This window comes from Duganella guangzhouensis (genome assembly GCF_009674535.1).
In the GTDB taxonomy this organism is placed as follows: Bacteria; Pseudomonadota; Gammaproteobacteria; order Burkholderiales; family Burkholderiaceae_D; genus Rugamonas; species Rugamonas guangzhouensis.
In genome coordinates, this window is the sequence record NZ_WKJK01000007.1 from 248,101 (window position 1) to 265,589 (window position 17,489).

General features: G+C 62.4%; 16 protein-coding genes and 1 tRNA gene. 8 read left to right on the forward strand and 9 right to left on the reverse strand.

Annotation, left to right across the window (positions count from 1 at the left end; all coding sequences use genetic code 11):
• Window positions 1-10 precede the first annotated feature (10 nt).
• Together rsxB and nth are read left to right on the forward strand one after the other, a co-directional pair.
• Complete coding sequence (gene rsxB / locus GJ699_RS15495; RefSeq protein WP_371867569.1) at window positions 11-685, forward strand: electron transport complex subunit RsxB; 675 nt, start codon at window positions 11-13, stop codon at window positions 683-685.
• On the forward strand, window positions 682-1,329 hold the full coding sequence (gene nth / locus GJ699_RS15500; protein ID WP_154377740.1) for an endonuclease III: 648 nt from the start codon (window positions 682-684) through the stop codon (window positions 1,327-1,329). The genes rsxB and nth overlap by 4 nt, the downstream gene beginning before the upstream one ends.
• Window positions 1,330-1,430: 101 nt before the next feature.
• Here the strand turns inward: nth and proB are convergent, their stop codons facing one another.
• The 4 genes from proB to rplU all read right to left on the reverse strand — a co-directional run bounded on the left by proB (window position 1,431) and on the right by rplU (window position 4,533).
• Window positions 1,431-2,549 (reverse strand): glutamate 5-kinase, encoded by a 1,119-nt coding sequence (proB, locus tag GJ699_RS15505; protein WP_154377741.1) that lies wholly within the window; start codon window positions 2,547-2,549, stop codon window positions 1,431-1,433.
• 161 nt (window positions 2,550-2,710) lie between these two features.
• A complete protein-coding gene (gene obgE, locus GJ699_RS15510; RefSeq protein ID WP_154377743.1) occupies window positions 2,711-3,820 on the reverse strand; it encodes a GTPase ObgE in 1,110 nt (369 codons plus the stop codon).
• Between the two features lie 103 nt (window positions 3,821-3,923).
• Window positions 3,924-4,181 (reverse strand): 50S ribosomal protein L27, encoded by a 258-nt coding sequence (rpmA, locus tag GJ699_RS15515; protein ID WP_154377745.1) that lies wholly within the window; start codon window positions 4,179-4,181, stop codon window positions 3,924-3,926.
• Window positions 4,182-4,221: 40 nt separating this feature from the next.
• Window positions 4,222-4,533: a 50S ribosomal protein L21 gene (rplU, locus tag GJ699_RS15520; RefSeq protein ID WP_135204478.1), complete on the reverse strand. Its 312-nt coding sequence runs from the start codon at window positions 4,531-4,533 to the stop codon at window positions 4,222-4,224.
• Window positions 4,534-4,782: 249 nt separating this feature from the next.
• Between rplU and ispB the strand changes: the two genes are divergently transcribed.
• Window positions 4,783-5,772 (forward strand): octaprenyl diphosphate synthase, encoded by a 990-nt coding sequence (ispB, locus tag GJ699_RS15525; RefSeq protein WP_154377747.1) that lies wholly within the window; start codon window positions 4,783-4,785, stop codon window positions 5,770-5,772.
• A gap of 30 nt (window positions 5,773-5,802) precedes the next feature.
• On the opposite strand, the gene arsC is transcribed toward ispB, so the two are convergent.
• The 3 genes from arsC to GJ699_RS15540 all read right to left on the reverse strand — a co-directional run bounded on the left by arsC (window position 5,803) and on the right by GJ699_RS15540 (window position 9,556).
• Complete coding sequence (gene arsC / locus GJ699_RS15530; RefSeq protein ID WP_154377749.1) at window positions 5,803-6,150, reverse strand: arsenate reductase (glutaredoxin); 348 nt, start codon at window positions 6,148-6,150, stop codon at window positions 5,803-5,805.
• A gap of 41 nt (window positions 6,151-6,191) precedes the next feature.
• On the reverse strand, window positions 6,192-8,525 hold the full coding sequence (locus tag GJ699_RS15535) for a TonB-dependent receptor (protein WP_154377751.1): 2,334 nt from the start codon (window positions 8,523-8,525) through the stop codon (window positions 6,192-6,194).
• Between the two features lie 116 nt (window positions 8,526-8,641).
• Complete coding sequence (locus GJ699_RS15540; protein ID WP_154377753.1) at window positions 8,642-9,556, reverse strand: LysR family transcriptional regulator; 915 nt, start codon at window positions 9,554-9,556, stop codon at window positions 8,642-8,644.
• A 99-nt stretch (window positions 9,557-9,655) separates the two neighbouring features.
• Here GJ699_RS15540 and GJ699_RS15545 point away from each other — a divergent pair, with 99 nt between their 5' ends.
• The 4 genes from GJ699_RS15545 to pyk all read left to right on the forward strand — a co-directional run bounded on the left by GJ699_RS15545 (window position 9,656) and on the right by pyk (window position 15,032).
• Window positions 9,656-10,744 (forward strand): tartrate dehydrogenase, encoded by a 1,089-nt coding sequence (locus GJ699_RS15545; protein WP_154377756.1) that lies wholly within the window; start codon window positions 9,656-9,658, stop codon window positions 10,742-10,744.
• 81 nt (window positions 10,745-10,825) lie between these two features.
• Window positions 10,826-12,226 carry a dicarboxylate/amino acid:cation symporter gene (locus GJ699_RS15550; RefSeq protein ID WP_154377758.1) on the forward strand — a complete coding sequence of 467 codons (1,401 nt, stop codon included), beginning with the start codon at window positions 10,826-10,828 and terminating at the stop codon, window positions 12,224-12,226.
• A gap of 140 nt (window positions 12,227-12,366) precedes the next feature.
• Window positions 12,367-13,608, forward strand: coding sequence for a glycerate kinase type-2 family protein (locus GJ699_RS15555; protein ID WP_154377938.1), 1,242 nt, complete (start codon window positions 12,367-12,369; stop codon window positions 13,606-13,608).
• Window positions 13,609-13,610: 2 nt separating this feature from the next.
• Window positions 13,611-15,032 (forward strand): pyruvate kinase, encoded by a 1,422-nt coding sequence (gene pyk, locus GJ699_RS15560; protein WP_154377760.1) that lies wholly within the window; start codon window positions 13,611-13,613, stop codon window positions 15,030-15,032.
• Between the two features lie 5 nt (window positions 15,033-15,037).
• Here the strand turns inward: pyk and GJ699_RS15565 are convergent, their stop codons facing one another.
• Complete coding sequence (locus GJ699_RS15565; RefSeq protein WP_154377762.1) at window positions 15,038-16,393, reverse strand: metal-dependent hydrolase family protein; 1,356 nt, start codon at window positions 16,391-16,393, stop codon at window positions 15,038-15,040.
• 42 nt (window positions 16,394-16,435) lie between these two features.
• Complete coding sequence (locus GJ699_RS15570) at window positions 16,436-17,200, reverse strand: hypothetical protein (protein ID WP_154377764.1); 765 nt, start codon at window positions 17,198-17,200, stop codon at window positions 16,436-16,438.
• 126 nt (window positions 17,201-17,326) lie between these two features.
• Here GJ699_RS15570 and GJ699_RS15575 point away from each other — a divergent pair.
• Window positions 17,327-17,403: transfer RNA gene (locus tag GJ699_RS15575), tRNA-Pro, on the forward strand.
• Window positions 17,404-17,489 lie beyond the last annotated feature (86 nt).

Sequence of the window (17,489 nt, forward strand, 5' to 3'; positions counted from 1 at the left end):
ACCGTTCGCCGTGTCCGACCAAGCTACCCTCGCCGATCGCATCGAAAATGCCCTGCCGCAGACGCAATGCACCAAGTGCGGCTATGACGGCTGCCGTCCGTACGCGGAAGCGATAGCGGCCGGCGCCGCCGACATCAACCAATGCCCGCCCGGTGGCGCCGAGGGCATCGAACGGCTGTCGGCCGTCACCGGCCGCAAGGTGATTCCACTGAATCCGGTCAACGGACTGGAACGGCCGCGCGCGGTCGCCTACATCGACGAATCGCTGTGCATCGGTTGCACGCTGTGCATCCAGGCGTGCCCGGTCGACGCCATTGTCGGCGCGGGTAAGCTGATGCACACCGTGGTGCCATCGCTATGCACCGGCTGCGACCTGTGCGTGGCGCCCTGCCCGGTCGACTGCATCGTCATGTACCCGGTCACCGAAACCACCGGCTGGGCCGCATGGACGCAGAGCGATGCCAACGCCGCGCGCGAACGGCATGACTTCCGCAGCTTCCGCCTCAAGCGCGACAAGCAGGAAAACGACGCCCGCCTGGCCGCCAAGGCCCAGGAAAAGATGGAAAAAGTGAACACCATCGATCCCGCCGACGCCGAATCGGCGGCCGCGCTGGAACGCAAACGCGCCATCATCGCCGCCGCGATGGAGCGTGCACGATTGAAAAAAGAATCCGAGAACAAATGAACGCAGCCAAACGCTACGAAATGTTTGTGCGCTTCCGCGCCGCCAATCCCAAGCCCGTCACCGAACTGGAATACACCACACCGTTTGAATTGCTGATCGCCGTGCTGCTATCGGCGCAAGCGACCGACGTCGGCGTCAACAAAGCCACGCGCAAGCTGTACCCGGTGGCCAACACGCCGCAAGCGATGCTGGATCTGGGGCTCGACGAACTGACCGAATACATCCGCACCATCGGCCTGTACAAGACCAAAGCCAAGAACGTCATCGCCACCTGCCAGATCCTGGTGGAAAAGCATGGCGGCGTAGTACCGGAAGATCGCGAATCGCTGGAAGAACTGCCGGGCGTCGGCCGCAAGACCGCCAACGTCGTGCTGAACACCGCCTTCGGCCAGCCGACCATGGCGGTAGACACTCACATCTTCCGCGTCTCCAACCGCACCGGCCTGGCGCCGGGGAAGAACGTCGACATCGTCGAGCAAAAGCTATTGAAATTCGTCCCGAAAGAATTCCTGCACGACGCCCACCACTGGCTGATCCTGCATGGCCGCTACACCTGCAAAGCGCGCAAGCCCGAATGCTGGAACTGCATCCAGCTCGACCTGTGCGACTACCGCAGCAAAACCCCAGCCCCCGCCAGCGCCTGACCAAATGTCCCCACTTCGGGGTCAGTTCCCAAAAACGGACATTGAGTCGCGCGCGACTCAATGTCCGTTTTTTGGAACTGACCCCGAAGTGGACACGAGCTCTAGACTAGTACCAGGTTGTCACGGTGGATGAGCTCTTTGCCTTCGACGAAGCCGAGGATGGCTTCGATTTCGCTCGATGGCTTGCGCATGATGCGGCGGGTTTCGTCGCTGGTGTAGTTGGACAATCCACGCGCCACCGGCTCGCCGGCTTCGTTGACGCAGGTGATGACGGCGCCACGTCCAAACTCGCCTTTCACGCCCACCACGCCTATCGGCAGCAGCGATTTGCCATCACCGGTCAGCTTTTGCACCGCGCCGGCGTCCAGCACCACTTGGCCGACGGTGTGCAGGTGATCGGCCATCCACTGCTTGCGCGCGGTCAGGTGGCCGGTCTGCGCCACCAGTTCGGTGCCGATGGACTCGCCATTGGCCAGCCGCGCCAGCACTTCGCTTTCGCGGCCATAGGCGATCACCGTGTGCGCGCCGGATTTGGCGGCGCGCTTGGCGGCCAGGATCTTGGTCAGCATGCCGCCACGACCCAGGCTTGAACCGGCGCCGCCCGCCATCGCTTCCAGCGCCGGATCGCCTGCGCGACCCTGCTGGATCAACACCGCCGACGGGTCCTTGCGCGGATCGGCGCTGTACAGCCCTTGCTGGTCGGTGAGGATGATCAGCGCGTCGGCTTCGATCAGATTGGCCACCAGCGCGCCCAGCGTGTCGTTGTCGCCGAACTTGATTTCGTCGGTGACCACGGTGTCGTTCTCGTTGATGATGGGGACCACGCCCAGCCGCAGCAAGGTGGTCAGCGTTGAACGGGCGTTCAGATAGCGTTCACGATCGGCCAGGTCGGCGTGCGTCAGCAGCACTTGCGCGGTGCCCAGCTGGTGCGCGCGGAAGCTGGTTTCGTAGATCTGGGCCAGGCCCATCTGACCAACGGCGGCGCATGCCTGCAGTTCGTGGATATCGGTCGGGCGCTGCTCGAAGCCGAGGCGCAGCATGCCTTCGGCGATGGCGCCGGACGATACCAGCACCACTTGCTTGCCCAGCGAGCGCAAACCGGCGATCTGCGCGGCCCAGCGTGCGATCGCTGCGTGATCGAGACCGCGGCCATCGTTGGTGACCAGCGAGGAGCCAACCTTGATGATGATGCGGCTAGCTTTTTGTATGACGGAATTCATGGGGGCGACATTCTCAAAACAAGCGTAGGAAAATCTGCTGTGATTTGGCGGGCGGATTGCCCGGCTTTGCCGCGAACAGTCGCCGGCCCCGTGATGCGAGGGCGGCGCCGAATGGGAAGGCATAATCAGCTGATAACTGATTATGCCGGTGATGCAGTGTGTTAGTCGAGGATTTTGAAGCGAGGATCGTCCGGATCGATCGACGAAATGCCGCGCACATCTTCTTCCATCTGGGTTTCTTCAGCGCGCTGCTCGGTCTGACGGGTTTCTTCCAGATGCTTCTGGATCGCGTTGACCAGTTCCTGCGTGCCGTCGTGGCTCAGCGCGGAGATCTCGAACACCGGCCCCTTGAAGCCGAACTTCTTGACGAAGTCCTTGATCTTCTTGGCGCGTTCTTCTTCCGGCACCATATCGAGCTTGTTCAGCACCAGCCAGCGCGGTTTGTCGACCAGCTCTTCGTCGTATTTTTTCAGTTCATTGACCAGCGCCTTGGCTTCCTTCACCGGATCGACAGTCGCCTCGAACGGCGCCAGATCGACGATGTGCAGCAGCAGGCCGGTACGCGACAAATGGCGCAGGAACTGGTGACCCAGGCCCGCACCTTCGGCGGCGCCTTCGATCAAGCCAGGAATGTCCGCGATCACGAAGCTCTTTTCGTGCGACACGCGCACCACGCCCAGATTCGGGTGCAGCGTCGTGAACGGATAATCGGCGATCTTCGGACGCGCGTTCGACACGGCGGTGATGAAGGTCGACTTGCCGGCGTTCGGCATGCCCAGCAGGCCCACATCGGCCAGCACCTTCAGTTCCAGGCGCAGCGTGCGATGTTCGCCTTCCTTGCCGGGAGTCTTCTGACGCGGCGCGCGATTGGTCGAGGTCTTGAAGTGGATATTGCCCCAACCGCCCTCGCCGCCCTTGGCCAGCAATTCCAGCTGACCGTGTTCGCTCAGGTCGGCCAGGATTTCGCCGCTGACGTCGTCGATGATCAGGGTGCCCAGCGGCATGCGCAGCTGCACGTCATCGGCGCCACGGCCATAGCAGTCGGCCCCACGGCCGGCTTCGCCGTTGCCGGCGCGGTGTACTTTGGAGAAGCGGAAATCGACCAAGGTATTGATGTTACGGTCCGCTATGGCCCAGATCGAGCCACCCTTGCCGCCGTCGCCGCCGTCAGGGCCGCCAAACGGGCGGAATTTTTCACGGCAAAACGAGGAGCAGCCATTGCCGCCGTCGCCACCGATCACTTCAATTTTTGCTTCGTCGATAAACTTCATGATGTACCGCCATAAAACTAAAAGGCTCTACCTAGGGGGCAGAGCCTTTCGATTGAAGGCTTGCGCCTTACAAGACGGCCTGACGAGCAGGCCGTGAGCGTATTTACGCTGCGACTACGGTGACGAACTGCTTCGAGCCTTCGCCCTTGATCACGAACTTGACCACGCCGTCCACCAGAGCGAACAGGGTGTGATCTTTGCCGGTGCCTACACCTTCGCCGGCGCGCACTGGGGTGCCGCGTTGACGAATGATGATGCCGCCTGCATTGATTTTCTGACCGCCGTAGACTTTAACGCCCAGACGTTTTGATTCTGAGTCACGACCATTTCGCGTAGTGCCGCCGCCTTTTTTGTGTGCCATGCTAAAGCTCCTTGGATACTAAAAAAGTGTCGATACGCGCTTAGGCGTTAATCGAAACAACTTGGATTTCGGTGTAGTTCTGACGGTGACCCTGATGCTTCTGGTAGTGCTTACGACGACGCATCTTGAAGATCTTCACTTTGTCGTGACGACCATGGGAAACAACGGTGACCAGAACCTTTGCACCTTCAACCAGCGGAGCACCAAACTTGATGCTGTCGCCCGCGCCAACGGCGAGGACTTGGTCAATGGTGATTTCGGAACCAATGTCAGCCGGTATCTGTTCTACTTTGAGTTTTTCGCCTGCAGCAACTTTATATTGTTTGCCGCCGGTTTTTATGACCGCGTACATGATTTGAAACCTCTTCAAATGTTGGAAAAATCCCCCGGGAAACCGGAGAACCGCAGATTATACATGGGATGCGAATTCGCGTCAAAAACTATTCACAAATGCGGACGGGCGTGGTATGTCAGTCAAGTTTGCGACTAGAAAGCATTGCTCTTCCGCCAATTATTCCGCCCGTTACCGCCTTGCAAGCCACCGTTGGCGGGCCATGGCGTATAATCTCGCCACTAATAGTCTAACTGCTACAGGTTCGCCTTGTCTGCCGCTACCCAAAACGCCACTCAAAACACCATCACCCAAACTATCGCCGCCGACATGGACGCGGTTAACTCGGTGATCCGTCAACGCCTGCATTCCGAGGTTAGCCTCGTCAATCAGATTGCCGAATACATCATCAGCGCCGGTGGCAAACGCATCCGTCCCGTGCTGGTGCTGCTGGTGGCCAACGCCTACGGTTACAAAGGCGTGGCCCATCACGAGCTGGCGGCGGTGGTGGAATTCATCCACACCGCCACCCTGCTGCACGACGACGTGGTGGACGAATCGTCGCTGCGCCGCGGCCGCGCCACCGCCAACGCCCTGTTCGGCAACGCCGCCTCGGTGCTGGTGGGCGACTTCCTGTACTCGCGTTCGTTCCAGATGATGGTCAGCCTGAACAATATGCGCGTGATGCAAATCCTGTCCGATGCCACCAACGTGATCGCCGAAGGCGAAGTGCTGCAGCTGCTGAACATGCACGACCCGGACGTGACGCGCGAACGCTACCTGCAAGTGATCCGCTCCAAGACCGCCAAGCTGTTTGAAGCGGCGGCCGAGCTGGGCGCGCTGGTGGCCGGCGCCAACGACGCGCAAATCGCCGCCGCCGGCGAATACGGCCGCTCGCTGGGCACCGCGTTCCAGCTGATCGACGACGTGCTGGACTACGCCGGCGACGCCAGCGAAATCGGCAAGAACGTCGGCGACGACCTGCGTGAAGGCAAGCCAACGCTGCCGCTGATCTACCTGATGGAAAACGGCACCGCCGAGCAGCGCCAGCTGGTACGCTCGTGCATCGAGAATGGCGACGAAGAGCAATTCGACGCCGTACTGTCGGCCATCACCAGCAGCGGCGCGCTCGACTACACGCGCGAACAAGCCGTAATCGCCTCGCGCCGCGCCGCCGACGCGATTGCCGACCTGCCGGACAGCGTCTACAAAGAATCGCTGCTGCAACTGGCGCACTTCTCGGTGCACCGCAACCACTAAAACAAACGGCGCCTCAGGCGCCGTTTTTCATTACAGGATCTCTTGTACCAGCTCGGATGGGCGGCACAGGCGCACGCCTTTGTCGCTGACCACGAACGGGCGCTCGATCAGGATCGGATGCGCCATCATCGCGTCCAGCAGCGCTTCGTCTGATAGCGATGCATCGGCCAGCCCCAACTCCACATACAGATCGCCTTTGTTGCGCATGGCCTGGCGCACGCTGATGCCGGCTTTGGCGATCATGTCCTTCAACGCCGCGCGCGATGGCGGAATTTTGACGTAGTCGATTACCTGCGGCTCAACGCCGGTGGCGCGGATCGCTTCCAGCGTCTTGCGCGAGGTGCCGCAGGCGGTGTTGTGATAAATCGTGATGCTCATGATGCTGCCCTTGTGCTGTATGACAAAGGCAGCATTATCGCTTAGAACTTGGTGGCCATGCTGACGCCTATGCTGCGCGGCGTCAGGCGGTAGCCCTGTACGATCGACGCCACCTGCGGATGCTGGATGATGGTGTCGGTATCGAACGCGTTCTTCACGAACACGGTGAAGGCGTAGGCGCCAAACGTCATGCCGGCGCTGAAGTCGGTGGTGTGATAGCCCGGACGGTCATAGTCGGTCGAATCCGGGTCCAGCGAACCACGACTGGAACCCACCCACTGCATGCCCGCCATCACAAACGACGGCCGCTCCCACGCCGAGAAGTTGTAGGTGGCGTTGACGGCGGCGTTATATTTCGGCACGCCCTGAATCCGCGCGCCAGCCACCGCACCGACCACGCCGTTTTCGATGCCTTTGTCGTTGGACAGCGTGGCATCGACATAGCCGCCGGATGCACTCAAGGTCAAGCCAGGCAGCGGCTTGGCCTTGATGTCGAACTCGAAGCCTTTGGTGGTGGCGTCGCCGGCATTGGCGTTGTAGGTGTAGGCGCAGGTCGGCAGGTACACGCCCTGCTGGATGTTCTTCCACTTCACGTAGAACACGTCCGCATTCAAGCTGACGCGGTTGTTCAGGAAGCGCGATTTGCTGCCCACTTCATAGCTCCACAGACTATCCGGCGCATACGATGGCGGGCCGGCGGTGATGCCGTTCGCTTCCAGGTCCGGGCCGCAGGTGGTGGTCGGCACGTAGATGTTGGCGCCGCCCAGACGGAAGCCCTTGGCCACGCTGGTGTAGACGGTATTGGTCGGACTAACCTCCCACGTCAGCGCGTACTTCGGCGTGAACGCATGCGAGGTGGTTTCGGCACTGCTGTTGTTACCGGCGCCGGCCAGGTAGTTGCCATTGCGCTGGCTCAGCGTGGTATTCGCCTTCAGGTAGCGCGCACCGACGGTGACGTGCACGGTCGGCGAAAAGTAGTAATTCAGCTCGCCGAACACGGAGCCCTGTTTCTCGCGATAGTGGAAGGCGCCGGCAAACGAGTTATCGTTCGGGAACTGGCCCGGCACCGCATCCGGCAGCAGGTCCGGATCGGCGATGTCGAAACCGTAATCGGCAAAGGTCTTGGTGACGCCGAAGATCGGATCGTTCTCGATGATGTTGGTGTGCTGGTTGGAGAAGTAGGTCCCCGCCAGCCAGGTCCACGGCGACACCTTCTCGTCATACGGCCGCGAAGCCAGGCGGAATTCCTGCGACACCTGGCGCACCTGGTTGTTCAGGTAGACCGCCGACGGCAGGCCGGCAATCGCGTCGATCAGTTCCGGCGGCGCCTTGCCGCCGTCGGCGGTCGAAGTCAGGAAGGTGGACAGAGAATAGCTGTTGTAGGCCGATCCGTTCTGCGTGCGGTCGAACTTGCGCTGGAAGTAGCTGGTAGCCGAGGTCAGGTCGACCTCACCCAGATCCCAGTTGACGGTGACGCTGGGCGCCAGCAGCTTGTCGATCGACGGTTCGCGTATCTGCTTCTGCGCCGAATACAGCGGCAGATCGAGGTTGAAGGCCGAAATATCCTTGGCATCAATGCGCTGGTAGTAGATCGATGGCGAAATAGTCAGCGTGCGCGTCGGCCGCCACTTCAGCGAGGCGCGGATTTCCTGGTCGCTGATCTTGTTGATGTTATTGGCCAGCACATTGCCGTCGCCATCCACCTGGTTGATGTAGCCGCCGGTGTGCTGCGCCTGCACGCCGATGCGCAGCGCCAGTTCGTCCGGAATCAGCGGGAAGTTGCCGACCACATTGGCCGCGTAATTGGCGCTGCCGCCCTTGGTGTTGGAAGCTTCGGTGTAGGTGGTGAATTCGCGCTCTTTCAGATCCGGCTCGTTCGGCACGAACTTGATGGTGCCGCCCATCGAGCTGGCGCCGTACAGCGTGGCCTGCGGGCCGCGCAGCACTTCCACCCGGTCGATGTCGAAGAAGCGCGGTTCGATATTCCCCATGGTGTAGACGTTACCCACGGTGACCGGCGTATCGCCCAGATAAACGCCAACCGTGGCCGCGCCGGCGGTCGAGCTGATACCGCGAATTTCGATGTTGGAGGTGCCCGGCCCGGCGCCGCCATTGCCGCTGGCGGCGGTGAAGGAGATATTCGGCACCACCCGCGTCAGGTCGGTGATGTCGCGCACATGCTCGGCCTGCAGCTGGCTGCCGGTGACGGCGCTGATGCTCATCGCCACCTTGGCCGGGTCTTCCTTGCGCTTTTGCGCGGTCACTTTGACCACTTCAATTTCGTCCGCCGGCTGTGCCTGCTGTTGCTGCGCCCAGGCGGGTGCCCCGAATGCCGTCAACACGGCGGTTGCGATGAGTTTGCGTCGAATATCCATGTCCGATCATCTCCTTATGCCCCAAAATGATGCATTCCGGGCTCGTTGCTAATATTAACCACATTAATCTTTTAGCAAAGCAAGAAGTTTGCCACGGCGTTGGACACGCACCACAGTTATTTGAAGCGTTTGAAGCTCTCCGAGAGGAAGTCGACGAAGGTGCGGATGCGGGCCGACAGCTGGTGCCGCTGCGGATAGACCGCGTAAATGTCCGCGTCCGGAGTTTTAAACTGCGGCAGCACCTGCACCAGCCGCCCGCTTTGCAGATAGCGCTCGATGTCCCATTCGGCGCGCATCAGAATACCGTGACCATCGAGCGCCCAGTTGACTGCGATTTCGCCATCGTTGGTGGTGAGGTTGCCACGCACCCGCACCGCGTCGCCGCCCCGGCCGGTCTCGCGGCCGCTGAACAAACGCCACACGCCATACGCCTCATCGCCCTGGCGGATGCAGATGCAGTTGTGGCGCGCCAGCTCGGCCGGCGATTTGGGTTCGCCGTGTTGCTCCAGATAGCGCGGCGAGGCGCACAGCAGACGGCGGTTGGCGGCCAGCCGGCGCGCGATCACGCGCGTATCGGCCGGCGCGCCGAAGCGGATGCAGACGTCGAACTGGTCGTCCGTCAGCGGCGGCGGATCGACCGACAGCTGCAGCTGCACATCCACCTGCGGGTACTTCAGCACATACTGCGAAATCGCCGGCGCGATGTGCAACCGGCCGAAACCCAGCGTGGCGTTGACCCGCAGCTGCCCGGTCGGCACGCCCTTGGAATTGGTCAGCAGCTGATCGAGATCGGCAATCTCGCCGAGGATGCGGCGCGCATGCTCCAGCAGCACCTCGCCTTCCGGCGTCAGACTCATACGGCGCGTGGTGCGGTTCACCAGCGGCACGCCGACGCGCGATTCGATAAACGCCAGCCGCTTGCTGACCGCCGAAGTGGTGATGCCCAACTCGCGCGCCGCCCCGCTCAAGCTGCCCGCGTTGGACAGCGCGACAATAAAATTCAGCTCCGCAGGCTGAAAACCGGTGTTCATTGATTGTGGAGTTCAGGGTTAATAATGGATTGAGTTTAGCCACCTTAGCGCGTGCCGTCCATTCCTTAAAGTAGCCCCATTCACTTTAAGGAGACCGCAATGAAAACCTACAACATCGCAACCATTCCAGGCGACGGCATCGGCAAGGAAGTCGTGCCCGCAGGCCGCCAAGTGCTGGAAGCGCTGGCCGCCGGCAGCGACAGCTTCCAGTTCACGTTTGAAGACTTCGACTGGGGCGGCGACTACTATCGCCTGCATGGCGAGATGATGCCGAAGGACGGCCTGAACGCGCTGCGCGACAAGGACGCCATCCTGTTCGGTTCCGCCGGCGATCCGGACATCCCGGACCACATCACGCTGTGGGGCTTGCGCCTGAAAATCTGCCAGGGCTTCGACCAGTACGCCAACGTGCGCCCTACCCGCATCCTGCCCGGCATCGACGGTCCGCTGAAACGCTGCAAACCGGAAGACCTGAACTGGGTCATCGTGCGCGAAAACTCGGAAGGGGAATACTCCGGCGTCGGTGGTCGCGTGCATCAGGGCCACCCGATCGAAGCCGCCACCGACGTCTCGATGATGACCCGCGTTGGCGCCGAACGCATTCTGCGCTACGCCTTCAAGCTGGCGCAATCGCGTCCACGCAAGCAGCTGACCGTGGTCACAAAGTCCAACGCCCAGCGCCACGCGATGGTGATGTGGGACGAGATCGCGCTGGAAGTGTCGCGCGATTTCCCGGACGTGAAGTGGGACAAGGAACTGGTGGACGCCGCCACCGCGCGCATGGTCAACAAGCCGGCCACGCTGGACACCATCGTCGCCACCAATCTGCACGCCGACATCCTGAGCGACCTGGCCGCCGCGCTGGCGGGCAGCCTGGGCATCGCCCCGACCGGCAACATCGATCCGGAGCGCCGCTATCCGTCGATGTTCGAGCCGATTCATGGTTCCGCCTTCGACATCATGGGCAAGGGGCTGGCCAATCCGGTCGGCACCTTCTGGTCGGTGGTGATGCTGCTGGAGCACTTGGGCGAACACGCCGCCGCGCAACGCGTGATGCAAGCCATCGAAGCCGTCACCGCCACGCCGTCGCTGCACACCGGTGACCTGGGCGGCAAGGCCACCACGGTCGACGTCACCAACGCGGTGTGCGCCCACCTGGCCGCCGACAAGGAGCGCAAAGCCGCCTGACCTTCGTTCCGCCCCTCCGCCTCGACCAGCCGCCAAGAGCCTGGCGAGGCATGCCTTGGCCACATCCATAGGAGACACATCATGTCCAAGCGATTTTTCGGCAAGCTATACGTGCAGGTGCTGATCGGCGTGATCGCCGGCGGCCTGCTCGGCCATTTCTGTCCCTCGCTCGGCGCCGACTTCAAGCCGCTGGGCGACGCCTTCATTAAACTCATCAAGATGGTGTTCGCGCCGGTGATCTTCGCCATGGTGGTGCTGGGCATCGCCAAGATGGAGAGCTTGAAGGAACTAGGCCGCGTCGGCACGCGCGCCCTGATTTACTTTGAGGTGATGTCCACTTTCGCATTGGCGCTCGGCCTGATCGTGGTGAACGTGGTACGGCCCGGCGCTGGCATGAACGTCGATCCCTCCACGCTGGACACGCACAGCATCGCCAACTACACCGCCGCCGCCGCGCACAACGGCGGCTTCGTCGACTTCCTGCTGCACATGATCCCCACCAGCGTGGTCGATGCGCTGGCCAAGAACGACATTCTGCAGATCCTGGTGTTTGCCACGCTGCTCGGCATCGCGCTGTCGCACATGGGGCAGCGCGCCAAGCCGGTGGTGGATTTTCTGGAGGCGTTCAGCAACGGCATGTTCGTGGTGGTCGGCATGATCATGCGTGTGGCGCCGCTGGCGGCGTTTGGCGCGATCGCTTTCACGGTTGGCAAATACGGTCTGGGTTCGATGCTGTCGCTGGGCCAGCTGATGGGCTGCATGTACTTGACCTGCGTCGCCTTCGTGTTCGGCGTGCTGGGACTGGTGGCGCGGATTTCCGGCTTCAGCTTGTGGAAATTCCTGCGCTATATCAAGGATGAGATTTTCACTGTGCTCGGTACCTCGTCGTCGGAGTCGGTGGTGCCGCAGATGATGCAGAAGCTGGAGCATGTTGGCGTGTCCAAGCCGGTGGTTGGGCTGGTGATTCCGGCTGGCGTGACCTTCAACCCGGATGGCCAGTGCATCTACTACACCATGGCCGCGATCTTCATCGCGCAGGCCACCAACACGCCGCTGACCATGATGGATCAGTTCATCGTGCTGGGTGTGCTGATGGTGACGTCCAAGGGTTCGGCCGGTGTGACCGGTTCCGGCTTCATCACGCTGGCGGCCACGCTGGCATCGATGGGCAAGATTCCGGTGGCTGGCATGGTGCTGCTGCTGGGCGTGGACCGCTTCATGTCCGAAGCGCGCGCCATCACCAACACCATCGGCAACGCCGTCGCCACCATGGCGATCGCCAAATGGGTCGGCGCGTTGGATGAGGAGCGCATGCATCGAGTGCTGAATGGAGACATCGGCATCGTAGAACTGCAAGCACCGCAAGATGCCACCGATGCGGCCCCCCGCCCCGTCGCCATCGCTGCCGCCACGGCTGCGCCATCGGCCTCGGTGGCCGCGACGCCGGCCGAGGTGACCGCTATCCGCAAGGTGCCGGCATGAGCGGCACGCACACCCCGGGCGACGCGCGTATCGGCAGCGCGTCTGCGCCAGCAGCGCTGACCGGCGGCGCACGTGTCGGCGGTGCTGCTGCGGCAGCGTCGCCGCTGACGGCGGCCGATGCGCGCACCCTGCTGCGCCAAATGTTCGACGCCGCCATCGCCGCCGCCCAGCCGGCGCTGTGCGTGCCGCCTGCGCTGCCGGCCACGCCCAAGGGCCGCTTGATTGTGATCGGCGCCGGCAAAGCTTCGGCCGAAATGGCGCGCGCGGTGGAGCGCAACTGGAACGGCCCGCTCACCGGCCTGGTGGTCACACGCTACGGCTACGCGGTGCCATGCGAACGGATCGAAATCGTCGAAGCCGCACACCCGGTGCCGGACGCCGCCGGCCTACAAGCCGCGCGCCGCATCCTCGACCGCGTGCAAGGCCTGAGCGCCGACGACACCGTGCTATGCCTGATCTCCGGCGGCGGCTCCTCACTACTGCCACTGCCGCTGGAAGGCATCACCCTGGAAGACAAACAACAAGTCAACCACGCGCTGCTGCAATCCGGCGCCAGCATCAGCGAAATGAACTGCGTGCGCCGCCACCTATCCGCCATCAAAGGCGGCCGTCTGGCGGCAGCCTGCCACCCAGCCAAAGTGGTCACCCTGCTGATCTCCGACGTCCCCGGCGACGACCCGCGCGACATCGCCTCCGGCCCCACCGTAGCCGACGCCAGCACCTGCGAGGACGCCCTCGCCATCATCCAACGCTACGGCATCGACCTGCCTCAGCGCGTGCTGGACGTGCTACACAGCGGCCGAGGCGAATCGATCAAACCCGGCGACGCCCGCCTGGCCGGCAACGAAGTCCACATCATCGCCACCCCGCAGATGGCGCTGGAAGCCGCCGCCCGCGTGGCACAAGCACACGGCATCACCGCCCACATCCTGGGCGACAGCATCGAAGGCGAAGCACGCGACGTCGGCAAAGTCATGGCCGGCATCGCACTGCAAACCGCGCGCCACGGCCAGCCATTTAGCACACCCTGCGTACTGCTATCCGGCGGCGAAACCACCGTCACCGTGCGCGGCAGCGGACGTGGCGGACGCAATGTCGAATTCCTGCTGTCCTGCGCCATCGCGCTGCGCGGCGAGGTTGGCATCTACGGCCTGGCCGGCGATACCGACGGCGTCGACGGCCAGGAAGAAATCGCCGGCGCCTGCATCGCACCCGACACACTGGCACGCGCCTGGGCCGCCGGCCTGCGCCCCGCCGACCACCTGGATAACAACAACGGCCACGGCTTCTTCCAGGCACTGGGCGACAGCGTCGTCACCGGCCCCACCCTCACCAACGTCAACGATTTCCGGGCGCTGCTGATCGCACCCGAGAGGAACTGAGCATGCACCGCCAACGCAACGCCAAAATCGTCGCCACGCTCGGCCCGGCCAGCAGCGACCGTGACACCATCGAAGCCCTGTTCAACGCCGGTGCCGACGTGTTCCGCCTCAACTTCAGCCACGGCAGCCACGCCGACCACAAACAACGGCTCGACATCATCCGCGCCATCGAACGCGATAGCGGCCGCCCGATCGGCGTGCTGCTCGATCTGCAAGGACCCAAGCTGCGTCTGGGCGCGTTTGTCGACGGCCCGGTCACACTGCAAGCCGGCGACAGCTTCCGCCTCGACATGGACCACGAACTGCTGGGCGACCGCCATCGCGCACCGCTGCCGCACGCCGAAATCTACGCCGCGCTGGAAGTCGGCGCCGAACTGCTGATCGACGACGGGCGCGTGCGCCTGCGGGTTGAATCGTTCGGCCCCGAACATGCCGAAACCCGGGTGGTGGTCGGTGGCCGCGTATCTGACCGCAAGGGAGTCAACGTGCCCGGCGTGGTGCTGCCGCTGTCCGCCATGACCGCCAAAGACCACGCGGACCTCGACTACGGCTTGAACCTGGGCGTGGACTGGATCGCGCTCTCGTTCGTGCAGCGGCCCGAAGACATTGAAGAAATCAAACGCATCGTCAACGGCCGCGCCGGCATCGTCGCCAAGCTGGAAAAGCCGGCCGCGATCCACAGCCTGGAAGCCATCGTCACCGCCAGCGACGCCATCATGGTGGCGCGCGGCGACCTGGGTGTGGAGATGCCGCCGGAGCAGGTGCCGGCGATCCAGAAGCGCATCGTGCGCGCCTGCCGCAAGGCCGGCAAACCGGTGATCGTCGCCACCCAAATGCTGGAATCGATGGTCAGCGCACCGGTGCCCACGCGCGCCGAAGCATCCGACGTCGCCACCGCCATTTACGACGGCGCAGACGCGGTGATGCTGTCGGCCGAATCGGCATCCGGCCAATACCCGCGCGACGCGGTACGCATCATGGACTCCATCATCGCCCGCACCGAGGCCGATCCGCACTACCGCGAGACAGTAGCGTCGGGACTGTGCGCAGGCGCCGGCACGCTGGCTTCGGACGGCATCGGCGCCGCCGTACGCAGCGTGGCGTCGACCATGCAGGTGGCAGCGGTGGTGGCCTACACCAGCTCCGGCTACTCGGCGCTGCGGATGGCGCGCGAACGACCGCACGCGCCCATCGTCGGCATGACACCACGCGCCGCCATCGCACGTCGCCTGGCGCTGGCCTGGGGCGTGTATCCGGTGCTGTGTCACGAAGTGGTGGACGTGATGGAGATGAGCGACTGGGCCGCCCGCACCGTGCAGCGCGAGGGCGTGGCGCAGGCTGGCGACACCATTGTGATTTCAGCCGGCATCCCATTCGGCACGCCGGGTACCACCAACCTGTTGCGGACTATGCAGTTGGCTTAGTTGGCTTAAAAACCGTAGTCCACATCCTTCGGCGCCACGCCGTCATCGGTGGCGACGAAGGACAGTGGCTTGTCATCCTGCTTGTAGACCACGCCCGCCTTCATCACAAAGCTCACCTTCGACATCAGGCCGATATCAGCCAGAGGATTGCCCGGCACCGCCACCAGATCGGCAAACTTGCCGGCGCTGATGCTGCCCAGATCCTTGTCCTGCTTGAGCAGCAGCGCCGCCTGCGTGGTGGCGGATTGAATCGCCACCAGCGGCGGAATGCCCGCCTCCACCATGTAGCCGAATTCCTTGGCATTCTCACCGTGCGGATAGACGGCGGAGTCGGTGCCAAACGCGATCTTCACGCCAGCCTTGTAGGCACGACCGGCCGTGGCCTGAATCAGCGGGCCGACCGCCGCCGCCTTGACCGCCACCTGTGGCGGGAAGTAGCCCGGCACCTTGGCCTTGGCCTCGACGTATTTGCCGGCGATGATGGTCGGCACGTAGAAAGTGCCATGCTCCTTCATCAGCTTCATGTCCTCGTCGTTCATGTAGGTACCATGCTCGATCGAATCGACGCCGGCGAGAACCGCGCGGCGGATCGCCTCGGCGCCGTGCGCGTGCGCCGCCACCGTCATCTCGTAATCGTGGGCGGCAGCCACCACCGCTTTGATTTCCTCGATCGTCATCTGCGCGTTGTCCGCGCTCTTGCTCTCATCCAGCACACCACCGGACGGCATGATCTTGATCAGGTCCGCGCCATCCTTGTAATGCTGGCGCACCGCCTTCCACGCATCTTCCGGACTGTTGATGATGCCGTTCTTGGGACCATAGTCGGCCGCCAGGTCGGCGCGGTAGGCGTTCGAACCATCGGCGTGGCCACCGGTCGAGCCGACCGGTTTGCCGGCGGTGAAAATGCGCGGACCGGGAATCGCACCGGCGTTGATCGCTTTGCGCAGCGCGATCGAGATATTGTCGCTATCGCCCAAATTGCGCACCGTGGTGAAACCAGCCAACAGCGTCACGCGCGCGTAGTTGGTGGAGCGGATCGCATGGTCCGCGATATTCCAGCGGAACTGGTCGGAATAAGCGGTGGGACTGGTCTCCATGGTCAGGTGGGTGTGGCTATCGATCAGACCAGGCAGACAAGTCTGGCCGGCCAGATCGATCACCTTGGCGCCATCCGGCGCGCTACGGCCAGCGCTAACCTGGGTGATGCGCGTGCCATCGATGAGCACCGTGGTCGCGCCCAGCAGCTTGCCGCTTTGCGTATCCAGCAGCTGGCCGCACTGCACGGCGACGGTAGTTGGCGCGGCCTGAGCGCAAGTGACGAAGCAGGCCGCAGCCAGGGACAAACCAGTATGAACGCGCATCAATGACTCCCCCTTTATTAAATTGGAAATAGTAGCCTATGCTCAGGGTTGCAGCAATTTCGGAATCGCCTCAGCGATGGAACCCTTGATAACGTCATTCAGGCGCGTGACTTTCTGCTGCGACGTCAGCGCATCCCATGCCGCCAGATGGGTGCCAGTGAGCGGGAAATTGCCGTTCAAATCGGACTCCTTGACGTTGACCTCCTTCAGCACCGTCAAGGTATCGGCATCGATCAAGCGCACCTTGGCATAGACGTAGGCGGCGATGAAGCCATTGCCCATCGCCAGCGAGCGGGAATTCATCAGGCGCGTTTCATTGTCCATGTAAAAACCAAGACCCTCGATACGACCATTGCCGACCTTACCGTCCAGCAGCTTGAACTCGGCATAGGAGCGATACTTGGTAATGAGGATCAGCTTGGTCACAGCGCGATTCTTCAGCAGGCTGCTCAGATAGGTGCGGTTGTCCTTGTTGCCATCCTCGTTGTCGAACAGCTCGTTCTGCGCCTGATACAGGCCAGGGTCTTGCGTGACCAGCAGCGTGGTCTTTACGCCGGGACGCAGCCGCTTGTAGACCGTGTTGGCGGACTGGATGGCTTCCACGTCAAATACCGGATTATCGATCGGCAGCGCGAACTTGCGGTTGTCCTGAAAGCGCGTGCCGGTGTTGCCGGCGAAGACTTCAGTGGTCAGGTTATTGCCGATCAACGACAACATCGCGACATTTTGAACCGCCTCTTCTTCAGCGTGGGCGGTCAGCGACAGCAGAGTGACGGCGAGCAGTGCCAGGTGAAACTTCAATTTCATGCGTGCATCCATAATTGGTAAAAAGCCAATTATAAAATGAAATTCCATTTATGCAACTACTTGCCTGCAATTAAGAGAGTGGGAGTTGAAAAGGAGGGGGAAACATGTTGTAATTAACAACACAGTCGGGGCGTAGCTTAGTCCGGTAAAGCGCTACGTTCGGGACGTAGAGACCGGAGGTTCGAATCCTCTCGCCCCGACCAAAAACTCCTTTCAGGACAATGAGTTATCGCAGCACCAGCTCCATGCTGGACGAATCGGTGGCAAATCGGTGGTAGATTTTCAGCGA